Source organism: Microbacterium sp. NPDC078428 (genome assembly GCF_044542535.1).
GTDB classification, from domain to species: Bacteria; Actinomycetota; Actinomycetes; order Actinomycetales; family Microbacteriaceae; genus Microbacterium; species Microbacterium limosum.
Map to the genome: position 1 here is coordinate 44,401 of NZ_JBITUP010000001.1, position 17,927 is coordinate 62,327.

Annotated in this window: 18 protein-coding genes; 10 read left to right on the forward strand and 8 right to left on the reverse strand. The window is 70.6% G+C overall.

Features of this window, described 5'->3' with window-relative positions; all coding sequences use genetic code 11:
• Positions 1–38 precede the first annotated feature (38 nt).
• The 7 genes from ACIGCK_RS00240 to ACIGCK_RS00270 all read left to right on the forward strand — a co-directional run bounded on the left by ACIGCK_RS00240 (position 39) and on the right by ACIGCK_RS00270 (position 5,998).
• The gene (locus tag ACIGCK_RS00240) at positions 39–989 is read left to right on the forward strand and encodes an AraC family transcriptional regulator (protein ID WP_396662896.1); all 951 of its coding nucleotides are present in this window, start codon (positions 39–41) and stop codon (positions 987–989) included.
• A 107-nt stretch (positions 990–1,096) separates the two neighbouring features.
• Entirely contained in the window at positions 1,097–1,870 is a 774-nt protein-coding gene (locus tag ACIGCK_RS00245) for a fumarylacetoacetate hydrolase family protein (RefSeq protein ID WP_330170815.1), read from the forward strand.
• A 14-nt stretch (positions 1,871–1,884) separates the two neighbouring features.
• A complete protein-coding gene (locus tag ACIGCK_RS00250) occupies positions 1,885–2,826 on the forward strand; it encodes an acetaldehyde dehydrogenase (acetylating) (protein ID WP_396662897.1) in 942 nt (313 codons plus the stop codon).
• Positions 2,823–3,884, forward strand: coding sequence for a 4-hydroxy-2-oxovalerate aldolase (gene dmpG, locus ACIGCK_RS00255; protein WP_396662898.1), 1,062 nt, complete (start codon positions 2,823–2,825; stop codon positions 3,882–3,884). Before ACIGCK_RS00250 ends, dmpG begins: the two co-directional genes overlap by 4 nt.
• On the forward strand, positions 3,881–4,666 hold the full coding sequence (locus ACIGCK_RS00260; RefSeq protein WP_396662899.1) for a 2-keto-4-pentenoate hydratase: 786 nt from the start codon (positions 3,881–3,883) through the stop codon (positions 4,664–4,666). The genes dmpG and ACIGCK_RS00260 overlap by 4 nt, the downstream gene beginning before the upstream one ends.
• 51 nt (positions 4,667–4,717) lie before the next feature.
• Positions 4,718–5,770, forward strand: a complete 1,053-nt coding sequence (locus ACIGCK_RS00265; protein ID WP_396662900.1) for a VOC family protein — start codon at positions 4,718–4,720, stop codon at positions 5,768–5,770.
• Between the two features lie 15 nt (positions 5,771–5,785).
• A complete protein-coding gene (locus ACIGCK_RS00270; protein WP_396662901.1) occupies positions 5,786–5,998 on the forward strand; it encodes a tautomerase family protein in 213 nt (70 codons plus the stop codon).
• Positions 5,999–6,023: 25 nt separating this feature from the next.
• On the opposite strand, the gene purU is transcribed toward ACIGCK_RS00270, so the two are convergent.
• The 4 genes from purU to ACIGCK_RS00290 form a co-directional block, all read right to left on the reverse strand.
• Positions 6,024–6,881 (reverse strand): formyltetrahydrofolate deformylase, encoded by an 858-nt coding sequence (gene purU / locus ACIGCK_RS00275; protein ID WP_396662902.1) that lies wholly within the window; start codon positions 6,879–6,881, stop codon positions 6,024–6,026.
• 213 nt (positions 6,882–7,094) lie between these two features.
• Positions 7,095–7,781, reverse strand: a complete 687-nt coding sequence (locus ACIGCK_RS00280; RefSeq protein WP_396662903.1) for a hypothetical protein — start codon at positions 7,779–7,781, stop codon at positions 7,095–7,097.
• Positions 7,778–8,737, reverse strand: coding sequence for an ABC transporter ATP-binding protein (locus ACIGCK_RS00285; protein ID WP_396662904.1), 960 nt, complete (start codon positions 8,735–8,737; stop codon positions 7,778–7,780). Before ACIGCK_RS00285 ends, ACIGCK_RS00280 begins: the two co-directional genes overlap by 4 nt.
• The gene (locus ACIGCK_RS00290; RefSeq protein ID WP_396662905.1) at positions 8,734–9,138 is read right to left on the reverse strand and encodes a GntR family transcriptional regulator; all 405 of its coding nucleotides are present in this window, start codon (positions 9,136–9,138) and stop codon (positions 8,734–8,736) included. Before ACIGCK_RS00290 ends, ACIGCK_RS00285 begins: the two co-directional genes overlap by 4 nt.
• A 315-nt stretch (positions 9,139–9,453) precedes the next feature.
• Between ACIGCK_RS00290 and ACIGCK_RS00295 the strand changes: the two genes are divergently transcribed.
• The 3 genes from ACIGCK_RS00295 to ACIGCK_RS00305 all read left to right on the forward strand — a co-directional run bounded on the left by ACIGCK_RS00295 (position 9,454) and on the right by ACIGCK_RS00305 (position 12,769).
• Complete coding sequence (locus tag ACIGCK_RS00295) at positions 9,454–10,794, forward strand: glycine betaine/L-proline ABC transporter ATP-binding protein (RefSeq protein ID WP_396662906.1); 1,341 nt, start codon at positions 9,454–9,456, stop codon at positions 10,792–10,794.
• Positions 10,794–11,777 (forward strand): ABC transporter permease, encoded by a 984-nt coding sequence (locus ACIGCK_RS00300; RefSeq protein ID WP_396662907.1) that lies wholly within the window; start codon positions 10,794–10,796, stop codon positions 11,775–11,777. The genes ACIGCK_RS00295 and ACIGCK_RS00300 overlap by 1 nt, the downstream gene beginning before the upstream one ends.
• An 80-nt stretch (positions 11,778–11,857) precedes the next feature.
• The gene (locus ACIGCK_RS00305; RefSeq protein ID WP_396662908.1) at positions 11,858–12,769 is read left to right on the forward strand and encodes a glycine betaine ABC transporter substrate-binding protein; all 912 of its coding nucleotides are present in this window, start codon (positions 11,858–11,860) and stop codon (positions 12,767–12,769) included.
• Between the two features lie 280 nt (positions 12,770–13,049).
• Here the strand turns inward: ACIGCK_RS00305 and ACIGCK_RS00310 are convergent, their stop codons facing one another.
• The 4 genes from ACIGCK_RS00310 to purL are packed head-to-tail and all read right to left on the reverse strand — an operon-like array spanning position 13,050 to position 17,597.
• Positions 13,050–13,955, reverse strand: coding sequence for a hypothetical protein (locus ACIGCK_RS00310; RefSeq protein WP_396662909.1), 906 nt, complete (start codon positions 13,953–13,955; stop codon positions 13,050–13,052).
• 38 nt (positions 13,956–13,993) lie between these two features.
• Entirely contained in the window at positions 13,994–15,028 is a 1,035-nt protein-coding gene (locus tag ACIGCK_RS00315) for a hypothetical protein (protein ID WP_396662910.1), read from the reverse strand.
• Between the two features lie 53 nt (positions 15,029–15,081).
• Positions 15,082–15,213, reverse strand: coding sequence for a hypothetical protein (locus ACIGCK_RS00320; RefSeq protein WP_330170830.1), 132 nt, complete (start codon positions 15,211–15,213; stop codon positions 15,082–15,084).
• An 8-nt stretch (positions 15,214–15,221) separates the two neighbouring features.
• Positions 15,222–17,597 (reverse strand): phosphoribosylformylglycinamidine synthase subunit PurL, encoded by a 2,376-nt coding sequence (purL, locus tag ACIGCK_RS00325; protein ID WP_396662911.1) that lies wholly within the window; start codon positions 17,595–17,597, stop codon positions 15,222–15,224.
• Positions 17,598–17,927 lie beyond the last annotated feature (330 nt).

Here is a 17,927-nt window from a genome sequence, read left to right on the forward strand (position 1 = left end):
AGGAGATACTGAACGGTGGGATCGTCGAAGGAGACGACGTGGGACCCGACCCGCTGCAATATCACGTTCTCGCCAGCGCCGACGAAGACGAGCTTCGTGATGCCGGGAGCCGGATGTTCTCCCCGCACCGGCTGAGGCTCGGGGCGGGGGAGGCGCGCCTCGGGGCCGTCGATCTCGACGAGCTCCTCATCGGTCGCCTCCGCTACGGCTCCGACGCCGTGGTCGCGACGGATCCCATCCACTACTACTCCGTGCAGCTCCCGATCACGGGGCGCGGCGGCGCGCGCGTCCTCGACGAGGCGGTCACGATGCGCCGCGGGCAGGGACTCGTGCTCAATCCCGGGGATGCCGTGGCCTTCGAGCTCGACCGCGACCTGGATCGCATCGCGCTGAAGATCCCGGAGGCGGTGATCACCCGGCACCTTGCGATCCTGCTCGGGTATCCGGTCGGCGGTCCCCCGCGGTTCCGGCGGTCGTCGGAGTCTCCCCGTTCCCCCTGGGTGTCCGCGCTCTGCCTCCTCGCGCGCGAGGTCGATCCGTTCGGCACGCGCCCGGTGCCCCGACCGCTCGCCGGCCGGGTCGTGGATGCCTTCCTCACGAGCCTGCTTCTCAGCCAGACGCACGACTGGTCGGCGCGGCTGCACGACGCGCTGCCCTCGGAGCGCAGCGCGGTGACATCCGTGGTCGACCGAATCGAGGCGGACCCGCAACTGCCCTGGTCGCTCGCCACCCTGGCCGCGGAGGCGGGCGTCGGCGGGCGGTCGCTCCAGATCGCCTTCCGGCGCGAGCTCGGGGTATCCCCGATGCGGTACCTCCGCAATGTGCGTCTGCGTAGGTGCTACGCGGCGCTGCGCGACCCCGCGTTCGCGGGCATCTCGGTCTCCGATGTGGCGGCGGCGAACGGGTTCACCCATCTCGGCCGTTTCGCGCAGGTCTTTCGCGACACATACGGGCTGCTGCCGTCGGAGGTGCGCCGCTCCGTGCGGTAGCCGGAGGCGACGGTCGAGACCGGGGGCTGTCTCGGTGAGCGGATCGCCTCCTTGGCGGATTCGGCGGCGGACGCGACAGTGGCATCACCCGACAGCGAGGTCGCACCATGACAGCCCCACTCCTCTCCGATACCGCCGAACGTCTCCTGGCCGCGCGACGTGATCGTCGACCGATCGCCCCGCTGGGTCTGGACAGCATCGACGCGGCGTACGGGGTCCAGCTGGAGCAGGTCGAGGTGTGGCGGGCGGCGGGCGGCCGCATCGCCGGGTACAAGGTGGGGCTCACGTCGGCGGCGATCCAGCGCCAGCTCGGCGTCGACAGCCCCGACTTCGGTCATCTCCTCGAGGACGACTTCGTGCTCAGTGGCGCGCCGATCTCGGCGGACCGCTTCATCCAGCCGCGCGTCGAACCCGAGATCGCCTTCATCCTGGGGCGCGATCTCGCCGGACCCGGGGTGACCGCCGCGGACGCCGTGCGCGCGATCGACGCCGCCGTCGCCTCCCTCGAGATCATCGACTCCCGCATCGCCGACTGGAAGATCTCCCTCACCGACACGATCGCCGACAATGCCTCCGCCGGGGGCGTCGTGCTCGGCAGCACGCCCCGTTCGCTGGACGGCGTCGATCTCCGCTTGACCGGCGCCGTCCTGCGGCGGAACGGCCGGATCGCGCACACGGGAGCGGGGGCAGCCGTGCTCGGATCGCCGATCTCGGCACTGGTCTGGCTCGTCAACACGCTCGGCGCCCTCGGCACGACCATTCCGGCCGGATCGGTCGTGCTTCCCGGCGCGGTCACCGCCGCCGTCTCCGCGGCTCCCGGCGACATCATCACCGCTGAATTCGCCGGGCTCGGCTCCGTCACGGCGCGGTTCGCCGGCTGAACCGAAAGGACACCATGGATACGGGGACGCGGCGACCGCGGGTCGCCATCGTCGGTCCGGGCAACATCGGCACCGACCTGCTCATCAAACTCATCCGCCGCGACGTCTTCGACGTGCGCTACATGGTCGGTGTCGACCCCGAATCCGACGGTTTGGCGCGCGCGCGAAGACTCGGTCTCGAAGCGTCGGCGGGCGGTGTCGACTGGCTTCTCGAGCGGCCTGAGCTGCCGGACATCGTCTTCGAGGCGACCGCCGCCGGGCCGCATCTTGCCAACGCGCCGCGCTACGCCGAGGCGGGGATCACCGCGATCGACCTGACGCCCGCCGCGGTCGGGCCGTTCGTGTGCCCGGCGGTGAATCTCGACGTGCACCGCGATGCCGACAACATCAACATGATCACGTGCGGCGGCCAGGCGACCATTCCGATCGTGCACGCGATCAGCCGGGTCACGCCTGTTTCCTACGCCGAGATCGTCGCGTCGATCTCGTCGCGCTCCGCCGGTCCCGGCACGCGCGCCAACATCGACGAGTTCACCGCCACGACCGCGCGGGCGATCGAGCAGATCGGCGGCGCACAGCGCGGAAAGGCCATCATCATCCTCAACCCCGTCGATCCGCCGTTGGTCATGCGCGACACGGTGTTCGCCGCCATCGGCGGGGATGCCGACCGCGATGCGATCACCGCTTCGATCCACGACGCCGTGGCCGCCGTACAGGAGTACGTGCCCGGCTACCGGCTGAAGGCCGACCCGCAGTTCGACGACCCGCATGAGCGCTGGCACGGCGATGGCCGCGTCGCCGTGTTCCTCGAGGTGGCCGGCAACGGCGACTACCTGCCGCAGTGGGCGGGCAACCTCGACATCATGACCGCCGCCGCGAACCGCGCGGCCGAGCTCCTGATCGGGGAGCCCGAGACCGGTCCGGCGCACCCGCACGGGATGGAGGCCCCGGCGTGAACGCATCGCCTCGCGTCCGGATCACGGACACCACGCTCCGCGACGGTTCGCACGCCGTCGCCCACCGGTTCACCGTCGAGCAGGTCACGGCCGTGGCCGCCGCGCTCGACGCCGCCGGCGTCGATGTCATCGAGGTGACGCACGGCGACGGACTCTCCGGCTCCTCGTTCAACTACGGCTTCAGTGCCGTGCCGGAGCTCGAGCTCATCGCCGCCGCCGCCGGCTCGGTGAAGCGGGCGCGGATCGCCGCGCTGCTCCTGCCCGGGGTCGCGACGGTGGAGGACCTGCGGGAGGCGGTCGCGGCGGGCGCCACGTACGTGCGGATCGCGACCCACTCGACCGAGGCCGACGTCAGCATCCAGCACTTCGGGGCGGCGCGCGAGCTCGGTCTGCAGACGGCCGGGTTCCTCATGCTCTCGCATCGGACGCCACCCGGCGAGCTCGCGCGGCAGGCGCGCATCATGGCGGATGCCGGATGCCAGTGCGTCTACGTCGTCGATTCCGCCGGCGCGCTGCTGCCCGACGGCGTGCGCGACCGGGTCGCCGCGCTCGTAGACGAGCTCGGCACGGACGTCGAAGTGGGCTTCCACGGACACATGAATCTGGGCCTCGGCGTCGCCAACTCGCTCGCGGCCTACGAGGCGGGAGCGCGCCGCATCGACGGTACGCTGCGGGCGCTCGGTGCCGGTGCCGGCAACACCCCGACGGAGGTCCTGGTAGCGGCCTTCGACGCTGCGGGCGTGCCCACCGGCGTCGACCTCCCCTCGATCCTCGTGGCCGCGGAGGACGTCGCCGCACCGCTCATCCCGACCGTGCCGAGGATCGACCGCGACGCGATCGTTCAGGGCCGGTACGGCGTCTACAACTCGTTCCTCCTGCATGCGCAAGTCGCGGCGCAGCGCTACGGCGTGCCGTCCCACGAGATCCTCCGCCGTGTCGGGGAGGCCGGTTACGTGGGCGGTCAGGAGGACATGATCATCGACGTCGCGATCGAGCTCGCGGCCGAGGCCGGCCCTCCCGATGCGAACAATCCCGACGCGATCGGAGTGACACGATGAGCATCCAGGACATCTCCTCCGCGGTCGCGGCACTCCGCCGCGCGGAGGCGACGCGGACGCCCCGGGGCCGTCTCACCCGAGAGTGGGAGGGTCTCGACCTCGACACGGCCTACAGGGTGCAGAACGCCCTCGTGGAGGAGCGTGTCGCCGCCGGCGAAACCGTCGTCGGCATCAAGCTCGGTCTGACCAGCCGCGCCAAGCAGGAGCGGATGGGGATCTCCTCCCCGCTGACCGCAGTGCTCACCGACGCATACATGCTCCCGGCCGATGTCCCGGTGCCGCTCGACCGGCTCATCCAGCCGCGGGCCGAACCCGAGCTCGTCTTCGTCATGGGACAGCCGCTCCGCGGTCCCGGGGTGACGGCCGCCACGGCGCTCGCCGCCGTGGACCGGGTCTACGGCGGGTTCGAGATCATCGACAGCCGGTACGTCGATTACGACTTCGCGCTCCCGGACGTCGTCGCCGATAACGCGTCATCCGCCTTCTTCGTGGTCGGCGGCATCGGCCGGCGACCCGACGAGCTCGATCTCGCGCTCGAAGCCGTCGTCCTCTCGGTGGGTGGCGACGTCGTCGACACCGCCACGGGCGCGGCCGTGCAGGGGCACCCGGCCGAAGCGCTTGCGCTCGCAGCGAACGCGCTGGGCGCGCGCGGGCAGGAGATCCCGGCGGGCGCGATCGTGCTCACGGGGGGTCTCACCGACGCCATCGCGCTCACGCCCGGCGCATCTCTCGCGGCGGAGTTCACTCACCTCGGCACCGTCCATCTGAGCGTCGAGCGGTAGCACCGCCGCGCCGTATTCACCCGCCACACCGCATTCGAAGGAGAACGCACGATGAGCGCTTCAGCGCACGACTTTCCGGAGCCGATCTTCGACGTCGCCGACCTGTCGACGTTCGAGCTCTTCTCTCCGGTCGTCGACGAGACCGTCTGGTTCTTCACGAACCTGCTCGGCATGATCGAGACCGCCCGTTCGGGCGACTCCGTCTTCCTGCGCGGCTACGAGGATCCGTACGCGCACTCCCTGAAGATCACCCATCGCGAGAAATCGGGGATGGGATACGCGGGCTGGCGGGCGACGTCGCCGCAGGCCCTCGAACGCCGCGTGGAGGCCATCGACCGGTGCGGGCTCGGGCGGGGCTGGGTGGAGGGCGAGGTCGGAGTCGGCCCCGCGTACGAGTTCACGACGCCCGATGGATCGGTGCAGCGCATCAACTGGGAGGTGGAGTACTACCGTCCCGAGAAGGATCAGCGCAGCGTCGTGCTGAACCGCGTGCAGCGCCGCCCGCTCTCCGGGGTCCCGGTGCGGGCGCTCGACCACGTCAATCTGCTGTCGCTGGATGTGACCGCGAACAAGCGCTTCTTCGCCGAGCAGCTCGGGTTCAAACTGAGCGAGCACATCGTCCTCGGCGACGACGTGGAGGCCGGTGCGTGGCTGCGCAGCATGACGCGATCCCACGACGTGGCGCTCGTGAAGGATGCCGGAGGGGGCGGCCGCCTGCACCACGTCGCCTTCCTCTACGGCAACACGCAGCACCTCATCGATGCGTGCGACGTGCTCACCGACCACGGCATCGAGTTCGAGGCCGGTCCCGCCGCGCACGCGATCAGCCAGGCGCAGTTCATCTATGTGTTCGAACCCGGCGGCAACCGCATCGAGCTCGTCGGCACGCCGGGGTATCAGGTCACCGACCCGTCGTGGGAGCCGGTGCGCTGGGCTCAGGACACGATCGACGACGCGATCATCTGGTATGGCTCTCCGCTGCCCGCCGAGTTCGACACCTACGGCACGCCCCACTCCGGGCCCACCGCCTACCGCACCCCGAATCGCTATGTCGCCGCGGAGGCCGGCATGATTCTCCGCGCCGACCCGTCCGCCCGGGTCTGAGGAACGGAGGTCGCCATGCCGATCGTTCAGATATCGATCGCCGAAGGACGAGATCCCGACCAGATCCGTGCGCTCATCGGCGGCGTCACCGACGCCGTCGCCGAGTCCCTCGCGGCGCCCGTGGAGAGCATCCGCGTGATCGTCACGGAGGTGCCGTTGACGCACTGGGGCTCCGGGTCCGTCACCCTCGCCGAGAAGCGCGGCGCGCCGCCGCCGGTGACCGGCTGACGGCGCCCGGGTCAGGATCCGGCCGTCACGAGAAGACGATGGTCTCCCGGCCGTTGCGGATGACGCGGTCTTCGCAGTGCGCGAGCACGGCGCGCGAGAGCACCTCGCGCTCGACGTACGCGCCCTTGCGCTGGAGGCCGGCTGCAGAGTCCGCGTGCGTGACGCGGACGACGTCCTGCTCGATGATGGGACCCTCGTCGAGTTCTTCCGTCACGTAATGGGCCGTGGCGCCGATGAGCTTCACTCCGCGCTCCTTCGCCTTCCGGTAGGGGCCGGCGCCGATGAAGGCGGGCAGGAAAGAGTGATGGATGTTGATCACAGGCACCGCGACGTCGCTCAGGAAGGCGGGGCTGAGGATCTGCATGTAGCGCGCGAGCACGACGGCGTCGACGTTTCCGCTGAGCAGCTTCACGATCTCCGACTCCGCGTCCGACTTGTCGGGGCCCTGGCTCGGCACGTGGATGAAGGGGATGCCGAAGCTGCGCACATCCTCCGCGACGTTGGTGTGGTTGGAGATCACCATCGGCACCGTCATCGGGATCTCGCCGCGGCGGTGTCGCCACAGGAGGTCGAGGAGACAGTGGTCAGACGTCGACGTGAGGATCGCGACGCGCTTCGGCTGCGAGCGGTCGACGAGACGCCACTGGAGGCCGAGGGTGGTCAGCTCAGCCTCCAGCGACGCCTCCAGCGACGGGCGCATCGCGAAGAACTCGTTCATGTGGAAGACCGTGCGCTGGAAGAACGCGCCGCCCCCGGGGTCATCGGTGTACTGGTCGAGCGAGACGATGTTCGCTCCGTGTGCCGCGAGGACGCGGGTGACGGCGGCCACGATGCCAGCGCGGTCGGCTCCGTGGACGATCAGGACGCCGGTATTCGTGCTCACGCCAGCTTCCCCTCGAGCCTGCGTCGGATCTTCCACTGCACCTTGCCTCCCGTCCTCGCCGGCACTGCGCGGTCAGCGTCGACGCGGGCGAGTATATGGAAGCCGTACGGTCGCGATCGCGGCTCGTATCGGTGAGCGGAACGGCCACCGGCGACGGTCGGATTCGTCACGGGGGGGCGCGCCCGGGGCGCGCCGCGGCACCCGACCCCGGGGTCAGGGAACGGCGCGTCGCAGGGTCGCGAACGCCGATGCGGCGAGAACCGCGACGAGCAGCACTCCCCAGAGCGCCAGCCCGGTGGAGCCTTGCGCCGCGAACCACGCGAAGACGCCGGCCCAGGCGTTCAGTCGGCCGGTGAGCCACATGAGCCCGACGAGGACGAGCCCCACCCCGACGAGGGTGATGGTGAGCCACGTCGCACCGAAACGCTTGTAGATGGTGGCGGCCCAGAACCCCACCACGAAGAACAGCATCGCGACGACGAAGTAGAACAGCGCGGCACCCAGCGGTCCGGCCTGCCAGATCCAGTCGAGGAAGAAGAAGTAGCCGTTCATCCCCCACCCGACGGTCGCCTGCTCGATGAGCCCGCCGACGACGAAGATCGCGGAGAGGATGCCGGCGGTCAGCCCCGCGGTGAGGAGGGTGCCGAGCGCGAACTCCCGGCGGGTGACGCTCATGGCCTGGGAGAACGGGAACGTGAGCGTCAGCGCCTGCACGCCGACCACGCCGAAGTACCACAGGGGCGCCTGCGCGCCGCCGCTGTACTTCTCCGAGCCGGGCGGAAGCATCGCCCAGATCAGCATCGTGATCACGAGCGAGCCGCCGAGCACGATCAGCGGCACCCAGAGGTAGGTCTGCCGGTTGATCAGCTGCATGCGGACGACGTTCAGGGTGCGGCTCATTGCAGGGCTCCATCGTCGAGATCGGAGGCGATTCGGGGGGCGCCGGACGGGACGGCGCCGCCGGGGGATGCCGCGGCGCGTTCGTCCGCGGCCTTCTGCGTCACACGGACGATCAGTTGCTGCAGCGACACGGGGACCACGTCGAGCCCCGCGGCGTCGAGGTGCACGCGGTCGTCTGCGCTCAGCGCGCCGAGGATCGTGACCGACGCGACGCGTCCGAGGCTCTCGCGGTGCAGTACGTCGCGCCCGGTCGTGAAGGCGTCGACCGCGACCGCATCGCCGACGATCGTGGCCGCCCGGTCGCGGACGGCGTCGGTGTCCTCGTCCATGAGGATGCGGCCCTGGTCGATGACGATGATCTTCTCGATGAGGTTGGAGACCTCGTCGATGAGGTGGCTCGAGAGGATCACGGTGCGCGGATGCTCGGTGTAGTCCTCGAGCAGGCGGTCGTAGAAGATCTGGCGGGCCACGGCGTCGAGGCCCAGATAGGGCTCGTCGAAGAACGTGATCTCCGCGCGGGATGCAAGGCCGATGATGACGCCGACGGCCGAGAGCTGACCCCGCGAGAGCTTCTTGATGCGGCGCTTGAGGGGCAGCTGGAAGTCTGCGACGAGCCGGTCGGCGAGGCCCTGGTCCCAGTTCGGGAAGAACAGCCGCGCGGTGCGGAAGGCGTGCAGCGGCAGCGCGTCGTCGGGGTACTTCTGGCCTTCCCGCACGAAGCACATGCGCCGCAGCACGCGGCTGTTCTCGTACGGGTGCTCGCCGAAGATGTGCACATCGCCCGAGGTCGCGAAGTTCTGCGCCGTGAGGATCGACATGACGGTGGTCTTGCCGGCCCCGTTGCGGCCGAGCAGGCCGTAGATGCAGTCCTTCTCGATGCGGAAGCTCACGTCGTCGACGGCGAGGGTGTCGCGGTACCTCTTCGTGAGGTTCTGCACCTCGATCACGGAGGTCATGCGTCGGTCCTTTCGGGGTGGTCGGGGGAGGGGGCGGGCAAGGCGGATCCTGCACGCTCTCGGATCAGCGCGGAGAGGTCCGAGGGGCTGATCCCGAGCCGGCGTGCCTCCGCGAGGAGAGGCTCAAGGTAACGATCTGCAAACGCTTCACGTCGAGCCGAGAGCACCCGATCGCGCGCTCCGGCGGTGACGAACATGCCGACGCCGCGTCGCTTGTACAGCACCCCCGAGTCGACGAGCATGTTCACTCCCTTCGCGGCGGTCGCGGGGTTGATGCGGTAGAAGGCGGCGAGCTCGTTTGTGGACGGGGCCTGGGATTCTTCGCCCAGACTCTCGTCGACGATCTGGTCCTCGATCGCCTCGGCGATCTGCAGGAAGAGCGCTCTGCCGTCCTCGATCACGTACTCTCCTCGTGCCCAGCTCCCTGGTTAGTTACCTAACTAATGAACCATGCAGGAGGGCTGCGTGTCAACCCCGTCTGCGGAGGGCCCCTGAACTTGACCGGGGCATCCATCTCTGATTGCCTCGAAGTCGGGCCTTTTCGGCCCACAAGACCAGTCCGCGCCCCCGCCGCCCCCGAGAACCTCGGGTGAGGAGACGGGGACGTACGGTCGATGATCTGGGCGGAGAACCCGATGTACTCCGCCGGTAGCGATGCCGCCGGGGCCACCCGAAGGCCCCCTGCATCGCCGGTGATCATCACCCGGGCGTAACCGATGCGGCCCCACGAAGCGCAGCGGGCCGTCGAGGTGTCAGCAGTGACCGTCGCGCACGCAATCGAGGTAGAGAACCTCTACAAGGTCTTCGGGAAGAACCCGAAGCAGGCCGTCAAGCGGCTGAGCGCCGGAGAGAGCCGCACACAGGTCGCGGATGCCGGGACCGCCGCCGTCATCGACGCCAGCTTCACCGTCTCCCCCGGCGAGATCTTCGTCATCATGGGCCTGTCCGGCTCCGGCAAGTCGACCATCATCCGGATGCTCAACGGCCTCCACGACGCCACCGCCGGCACCATCACGGTGCAGGGCGAGACCATCACCGACATCCCGCCGAACAAGCTGCGCGAGATTCGTCGTGACCGCGTCTCGATGGTCTTCCAGCACTTCGCCCTGCTGCCCCACCGCACGGTGGCCGACAACGTCGCCTACTCGCTCGAGCTGCGCGGGGTCGGCAAGTCCGAGCGGCTCGCGAAGGCCGAGGAGATCCTCGGCATGGTGGGGCTCGAAGGGTGGGGCGACAAGCTCCCCTCCGCGCTCTCGGGCGGAATGCAGCAGCGAGTGGGCATCGCCCGCGCCCTCGCCGCCGACACCGACATCCTGCTCATGGACGAGGCGTTCAGTGCGCTGGACCCCCTGATCCGTCGCGAGATGCAGGAGCAGCTGCTCTCGCTGCAGCAGAAGCTGCAGAAGACGATCGTGTTCATCACGCACGATCTCAACGAGGCGATGTTCCTCGGCGACCGGATCGCGGTCATGCGCGACGGGCGCATCGTGCAGATCGGCACGCCCGAGGACATCCTCACCGACCCCGCCAACGACTACGTCGAGCAATTCGTGCAGGACGTGGACCGGGCCCGCGTGCTGACGGCGGCGAACGTCATGGAGCGTCCGCGCCCCGTCGTGAGCGAGAGCGGCGGACCCCGCACGGCGCTGCGGCAGATGCGCGACGCCTACTCGTCGGCCGCATACGTCGTGGGCCGCGATCGGCGCCTGCTCGGCATCGTGACCGACCGGGATGCCGTCAAGCTCGTGCGTCGCGGCGAGAACTCGCTCGCCTCGATCATCTCCCCCGTGCCGCAGAGCGTGTCGCAGGACGAGGTCCTGATGAACCTCTTCGTCCCGGCGGTCGAGTCGCAGCTGCCGCTCGCGGTGACGGATGACGAGGGCCGCCTCGTCGGCGTCATCCCGCGCGTCACCCTGCTGGCGGCCCTCGGCCCCGGCCCCAACGAGACCTCGGAGATCACCATCCTTCCGCAGCCGATGCCCTCGACCGAGATCGATGCCCTCCTGGCGGACTCCGCCGACGGAGCGTCGACCGGCGAGAGCGAGGGGGTGCGCTGATGGACGGGTTCCGCATTCCTCTCGGAGACTGGATCGACACGGCCGTCGACTGGCTGCGCGACAACCTCGCGGGGCTGTTCGACGTCATCACCGTGGTCGTGCGCTTCCTCGTCGACGGCCTCACCGACGGACTCACCGCAATTCCCGTGTTCGTGGCGATCGCCCTCTTCGCGCTGCTGGGCTGGTTCTTCCGGTCCTGGCAGATGGCACTGGGCACCGCACTGACGTTCACCCTCATCGTCGCGATGGACCTCTGGGTGCCGGCGATGCAGACGCTCTCGCTCGTGCTCGTCGCGACGCTGGTGGCGCTGCTGATCGGCATCCCGCTGGGAATCTGGTCGGCGCGCAACGACACCGTGCGCGCCATCCTGAAGCCGATCCTCGACTTCATGCAGACGATGCCCGCGTTCGTCTACCTGATCCCCGCGATCACGTTCTTCAGCATCGGGGTCGTCCCGGGCCTCGTCGCGACGGTCATCTTCGCGCTGCCCCCGGGCGTGCGCCTGACCGAGCTGGGCATCCGAGGCGTCGACTCCGAGACCGTCGAGGCGGGGCACGCGTTCGGGGCCACGCCGGGACAGATCCTGCGCGGCATCCAGCTGCCCCTCGCCACCCCGACGATCATGGCGGGCGTCAACCAGGTCATCATGCTCGCGCTGTCGATGGCCGTCCTCGCGGGCATCGTCGGTGCCGACGGGCTCGGCAAGATCGTCGTGCAGTCGGTCTCGACGGTCAACCTCGCGCAGGGCGTCGAGGCGGGCCTGGGCGTCGTCATCCTCGCGGTCTTCCTCGACCGCGTCACGGCCGCGCTGGGCAATCCCGCCGACTATCCGAGCTCGCTGCGACGCGCCCTCGGCCGCCGTCGTGCGGCGCAGGGGTCAAGCGGTGACGCGCCCGAGGGCGGTTCGAACGCCGTGGCCGAGCAGACCGAGCGCGAGGTCGCCTCGCCGCGGCGCGCGCCCGTCGGCGGCGGTGCCGTCTGACGCGTGCAGCCGACGAAGACTGACAACTGAAGACCCATACGGAACGAGTGCAATCACACATGAAGATGAAGGGAAGCACCATGAGAAATCGCAAGCTGACAGGAATCCTCGCCCTCGGCGCGGCCGCGACGCTCACGCTCGCCGGCTGCTCGAGCGACGCCGGTGACAACGGAAACGGCGACAACGGCTCGGAGGACATGGGCACGATCACGCTCGGGTTCCTCCCCTCGTGGACCGACGGACTCAGCACCGCCTACCTGCTCCAGAACCAGCTCGAGAAGATCGGCTACACGGTCGAGATGCAGGAGCTCACCGAGGCGGGCCCGCTGTACGCCGGCCTCGCGCAGGGCGATGTCGACATGTACCCGTCGGCCTGGCCCGAGGTCACGCACGCCTCGTACATGGAGGAGTACGGCGACGACATCGAGGACATCGGCGCGTACTACGAGGGCGCCGTGCTCACGATCGCGGTTCCCGACTACGTCGAGATCTCCTCGATCGAAGACCTCAAGGGCAACGCCGACATGTTCGGCGGCCAGATCATCGGCATCGAGCCCGGCGCCGGCCTCACCGGCGTGACGCAGGACTCGATGATCCCCGCCTACGAGCTGGGCGACGAGTACGAGCTCGTCACCTCGTCGACCGCCGCGATGCTCACCGAGCTCGAGAACGCGATCGCCGGCGAGGAGAACATCGTCGTGACCTCGTGGCGCCCGTTCTGGGCCAACGACGCGTACGACCTGCGCGACCTCGAGGACCCGAGGGGCGCCATGGGCGAGCCCGAGGCGCTGCACTTCCTCGGCACGAGCGACTTCTCGGAGCGCTTCCCCGAGGCGGCCGAGCTGATCGCCGGCATCCAGCTGGATGACGCGCAGTACGCCTCGCTCGAGGACATGGTCGTGAACGAGTACGGCGAGGGCAACGAGCCCGAGGCCGTCGAGGCCTGGATCGAGGCCAACCCCGACGCGTTCGACACGATCATCACCGAGTGATCCGGTCCTAGCGATCCTGTGAGCGGGTCCCGGCTTCGGCCGGGGCCCGCTTCTTCGTGGGGGTGGGGCGGGGGCGTGCGCCGGCGTCGGTGCCGCGTACGACGTCGCCCGGCACGCGGTTCGTCGCTTGGTCGACGCCTCGGGCGGGACAACACTCCGGAAGGAACGTGGCCGGGCGGGGTGGACAGGCGGCAGGGGCCCACGGCCGCGCGAAGTCTCCGGAATGTTGTCACGCGGACGGGGCTAACCCGCGATGCGGCCGCGGGGTCCGGATGCGGGATCAGCCGCGCGGACGGGTGATGCGCCCGGGAGGGGGCGGCGTCCCCGGTCCCGTGCGTCTTCTCACGGGTGGGTCCTCGGCGGAGGGCGACGCTTCCTCGGATGCCGGAGCCCGCGGCGCTCCCGGTTCGCGTGCGCCGTCCGCGGGCTCGCTCATGGCACCCGCCGCCCCCGCACCCGCTGCCCCCGGGTCCGGCGGCTCCGCAGCCGAGGTGAGCTCCAGCGCAACGCGCTTCTCGAGCACATCGATGGCCTCGTCCGACACGGAGATGAGCCCGTCGAGTTCCTCGCGCACGCGTCGGTAGGCCAGCTGGCGCTCGGCCGGGGTCGCGGCCTGGTCGACGGCGACCGTCAGCAGCTGCTTCGCGGTGTCGAGCCGCTTGCGCTCCGCCTCGGTGAACGATCGGTCCCGAAGCCGCCGCGCGTCGCGCTCGGCGATGTCGAACGCCGCCTCGTACTCATGCACGGCGTTGCGATAATCGGCGAAATCGTCCTTGCTGATCCTCGCCTTCGCCGACGCCGGGCGGAACCCGTCTGCCGTGCGCTTGGCCCGGAGGAATGCGGCGGTGAGCGGCTGGCGACCGTCGCTCATCGCGGGGAAGGCGATCAGCTTGGCGACATCCAGCTCGTACTCGAGCCATCGAGCGGTCACCGCGTCATGCGCCTCGAACAGGCGCTGGAGCCGGGCGGCGGGGGAGTCGTCGACGCGGGTGGCGCGGTCGGGGCTCACGGCGCCTGCCGGGGCCTGCGATGCGGCGCGCAGTTCGCTCTTGGCCCGCAGCACCTCGAGCCGTCGGACGTGTCGGCGCTCGAGCGCCTTCTGCCAGGCGCCCCCGATGCCGCCCGCCATCGCCATGACGGGGAAGATCAGCCACCAGTAGTTGGCGAACAACTCCCCGAAGTCCACCCCGTCATGCTACGCGTCGGCGGCGGGCGCGCGGGACGTCATTCCGCGGAACGGCGGGGCACCGGCCACGTCGGGCGGCGCGGCGAGGAGGGGGGAGGCGCTGCCCCCGCGCCGGGCTGCGGCGCCGCCTCCGCGGGCTGACCGGCAGCGGTCCCCCGCGATGCCGGGGGTGCCGCCTCCTGCGGTGCTCCCGTGCCGGCGGCGGATGCCGCGGGTCCCTCCGCGCCCGGATCCCGGTTCGCGGCCCGCCAGACGACGTCGCGCGCCGCCTCCGCCGCTGCGGCCGCGGCCGAGGCGGCGACCGCCCGCGTGCCCTCGAGGAAGCCGTTCCAGGCTCCGCGCACCTGCGGCGGCAGGCCGCCCTGCGCCCCGCCGCCGTCGGATCCCGGTGTTCCCGCGCCCGCCGCGCGCCAGGCCGCGGCCTCGGCGACGCGGAAGGCCGTCTCCACCTCGGTCACGGCCGCGCGGTAGCGGGCGAACTCCTCCGGCGTCAGCGTCGGGCGCCCCGGGCGGGGACGCAGCCACCATGCCCGCTCCATGGCCGTCAGCAGGGTCGCCGTCGCGGGCACGCGGGCGTCGCTCATCGTCGGAAACGCGATGGCCTTCGCCGGGTCGGTCTCGTAGGCCATCCACCGGGCGACCACGGCGTCGTGCTCGGCGACCAGCCGGGCCAGCGGCAGGTGCTCGTCGCCCCGCGGCATCCCGCGCAGCAGCGCCCTGGCCGCCTTCACCTGCACGCGTCGGCCGCGCAGTGCGGTGTGGGCGGCGCGCGCCTCGCGCTGGGCGTCGCCGACGGCCGTCCGCGCCGCTTCGACCTCGCCGGGCGCGCCCCGACCGCTCTGCCGACCGCTCTTCGCCACGAGCAGGGCCGCCTGAGCGGCCTTCGCCCGCGCCCGTGCCGCCTGCAGCCGTGCCCGCGCTGCCGTCAGCTCGTGCCGCGCCCCCGCGTACTCCAGGGTGCGGGCGCGCCGCCGGCGACCGTACCGGAGGCCCGCGAAGGACGCGGCGCCGCCGGCGATCGCCGCGGGGCCGAGCCACCACAGCTCCGCGGCGAACGCGAAGAGAGGCTCCATGCCGCCATGCTAACCGCGCCGCCTGGGCGCGTCAGCAGGCTCGGTGCCGCGACTCAGCCGAAGAAGATCGATACGACGGTCGCCCCGCCACCGCCGAGGATGAGCGCGACGATCACGACCCACGCGACCACCCTCATGCGCTTCTGTCGCTTCGCGCCGAGATCGCCGTAGTCGTCGTCCGACATCGGCCCGCTCACGCGACCGGGCGCACCGCGGGCGCCACGAACTCGCCGACGGTGGGGCCGAAGGCCGCGGGAAGCGTCTCGCGCCACGTGCGCGAGAGCTCCGACACGGGCACGGTGAACAGGTCCTGGATCTCCAGCTCGGCCTCGCCCGTGGGTGGGACGTCGGTCACGCCGATGCGCAGCACGGGGTACCCGCGGCCCTCGCACAGGCCGCGGAACTTCACGTCGTCCTCGCGGGGGACGGTCACGATGACGCGACCGGTCGACTCGGAGAAGAGCGCGGATGCGGCATCCACCCCGTCGCGCTCGATGATCTCGCGCAGCCACACCCGTGCGCCCACGCCGAAGCGCAGCACGGCCTCGGCGAGCGCCTGGCCGAGGCCGCCGCCCGAGAGGTCGTGCGCGCTCGAGACGAGCGACTGCTGGGATGCCGCGTGGAGCAGCTCGGCGAGCTGCTTCTCGGCCTCGAGGTTGACCTTGGGCGGGTGGCCGCCCAGGTGCCCGTGCACCGCGGCGGCCCATTCGGAGCCGCTCAGCTCGCTGGCGGTCACGCCGAGGAGGTAGATGTTCTCGCCCGCGTCCTGCCACCCGCTCGGGATGCGGCGGGCGACGTCGTCGATGATGCCGAGCACGCCCACGACGGGGGTGGGGTAGATCGGCTGGTCGCCCGTCTGGTTGTAGAAGCTCACGTTGCCGCCCGTGACCGGGATGCCGAGCTCACGGCATGCGTCGGCCAGGCCCTCGACCGACTGCTGGAACTGCCACATCACCTCGGGGTTCTCGGGGCTGCCGAAGTTGAGGCAGTCGGTGACGGCGGTGGGGACGGCGCCCGTCACGGCGACGTTGCGGTACGCCTCCGCGAGGGCGTGCTGCGCTCCCGCGTAGGGGTCGAGCTGGCAGAAGCGGCCGTCGCAGTCGGTGGCGATCGCGAACCCGAGGCCGGACGCCTCGTCGACGCGCACCATGCCTGCGTCGTCGGGGAACGACAGGGCGGTGTTGCCCATGACGTAGTAGTCGTACTGGTTGGTGATCCACGACTTGTCGGCGAGGTTCGGGCTGCCCAGCACCTGGAGGAACTGCGCGCGCAGGGTGTCGGCGTCGTTCGCGCGGGGCAGCGCGCTGGCCGAGTCCTCCTGCAGCGTCTCGATCCACGTCGGGTAGGCGACGGGGCGCTCGTAGACGGGTCCGTCGACGGCCACCGTCGAGGGGTCGACGTTGACGATCTCCTCGCCGTGCCAGTTGATCAGCAGGCGGCCGTCGCCGGTCACCTCGCCCAGGACGCTCGTCTCGACATCCCACTTCCCGGTCACGGCGAGGAAGGCGTCGAGCTTGTCCGGCGCGACGATCGCCATCATGCGCTCCTGGCTCTCGCTCATGAGGATCTCCTCGGGCGTGAGCGTGGGGTCGCGCAGCAGCACGTTCTCGAGGTCGACCTTCATGCCCGATCCGCCGTTGGCGGCCAGCTCGCTCGTCGCGCACGAGATGCCGGCCGCGCCGAGGTCCTGGATCGCCTCGACGAGCTCGCCGCGGTACAGCTCGAGGCAGCACTCGATCAGCACCTTCTCGGCGAAGGGGTCTCCCACCTGCACGGCGGGGCGCTTCGTCGGGCCGCCGTCGGCGAACGTGTCGGAGGCGAGGATCGAGGCGCCCCCGATGCCGTCGCCGCCCGTGCGGGCGCCGAAGAGCACGACCTTGTTGCCCACGCCGCTCGCGTTGGCGAGCTTGAGGTCCTCGTGGCGGAGCACGCCGACCGCGAGGGCGTTCACGAGCGGGTTGCCCTGGTACACCGGGTCGAAGTACGTCTCGCCCCCGATGTTGGGCAGGCCCAGGCAGTTGCCGTAGAACGAGATGCCGCTGACCACGCCGTGCACGACGCGTGCGGTGTCGGGGTGGTCGATCGCCCCGAAGCGCAACTGATCCATGACGGCGACGGGGCGTGCGCCCATCGAGATGATGTCGCGCACGATGCCGCCGACGCCGGTCGCGGCGCCCTGGAACGGCTCGATGTAGCTCGGGTGGTTGTGGCTCTCGACCTTGAAGGTGACGGCCCAGCCCTCGCCCACGTCGACGACGCCGGCGTTCTGTCCCATGCCGACCATGAGCCTCTCGCGCATCTTGTCGGTCATGCGCCGGCCGAATTCGCGCAGGTAGATCTTGCTCGACTTGTAGGAGCAGTGCTCGCTCCACATGACGGAGTACATCGCCAGCTCGGAGCTCGTGGGACGACGGCCGAGCAGCGCGCGGATGCGGTCGTACTCGTCGGGCTTGAGGCCGAGGGCCGCATACGGCTGCTCGCGCTCGGGCGTGGCGGCGGCGTTCTCGACCGTGTCGGTCGCGGGCCGGGGGGAGACGGCGGCGCGGCCGTCGGGAGTGGGGATGGTCACGCGGCTGGGCTCCAAGATCACGGGATGCCGGACCGCCCCAGTCTAGCCCGGGCCGTCGCCGCCCCCGGCGCTCCGCCCGTCGCCGCCCCGCCCCCGCCCCGCCCGTCGCCCCGCTCCCCTGTCGCAAAGCGACGCATCGCCGGCCGCGGCGGAGCGTTCCGTGACAGGGGAGCGGGCGGGGGCGGGCGCCGCGTGATCACGACACGTGTCGGGAACGCGGTGAGATGACACTGGATGTCACGTATCGCGCGCGGTTTCGGGCGGTTCGGGTCGACCTTGTCGTGACACTTTCCTGAGCAAGGGCTCAGCCCTATACCCGCGAAGTCTTCC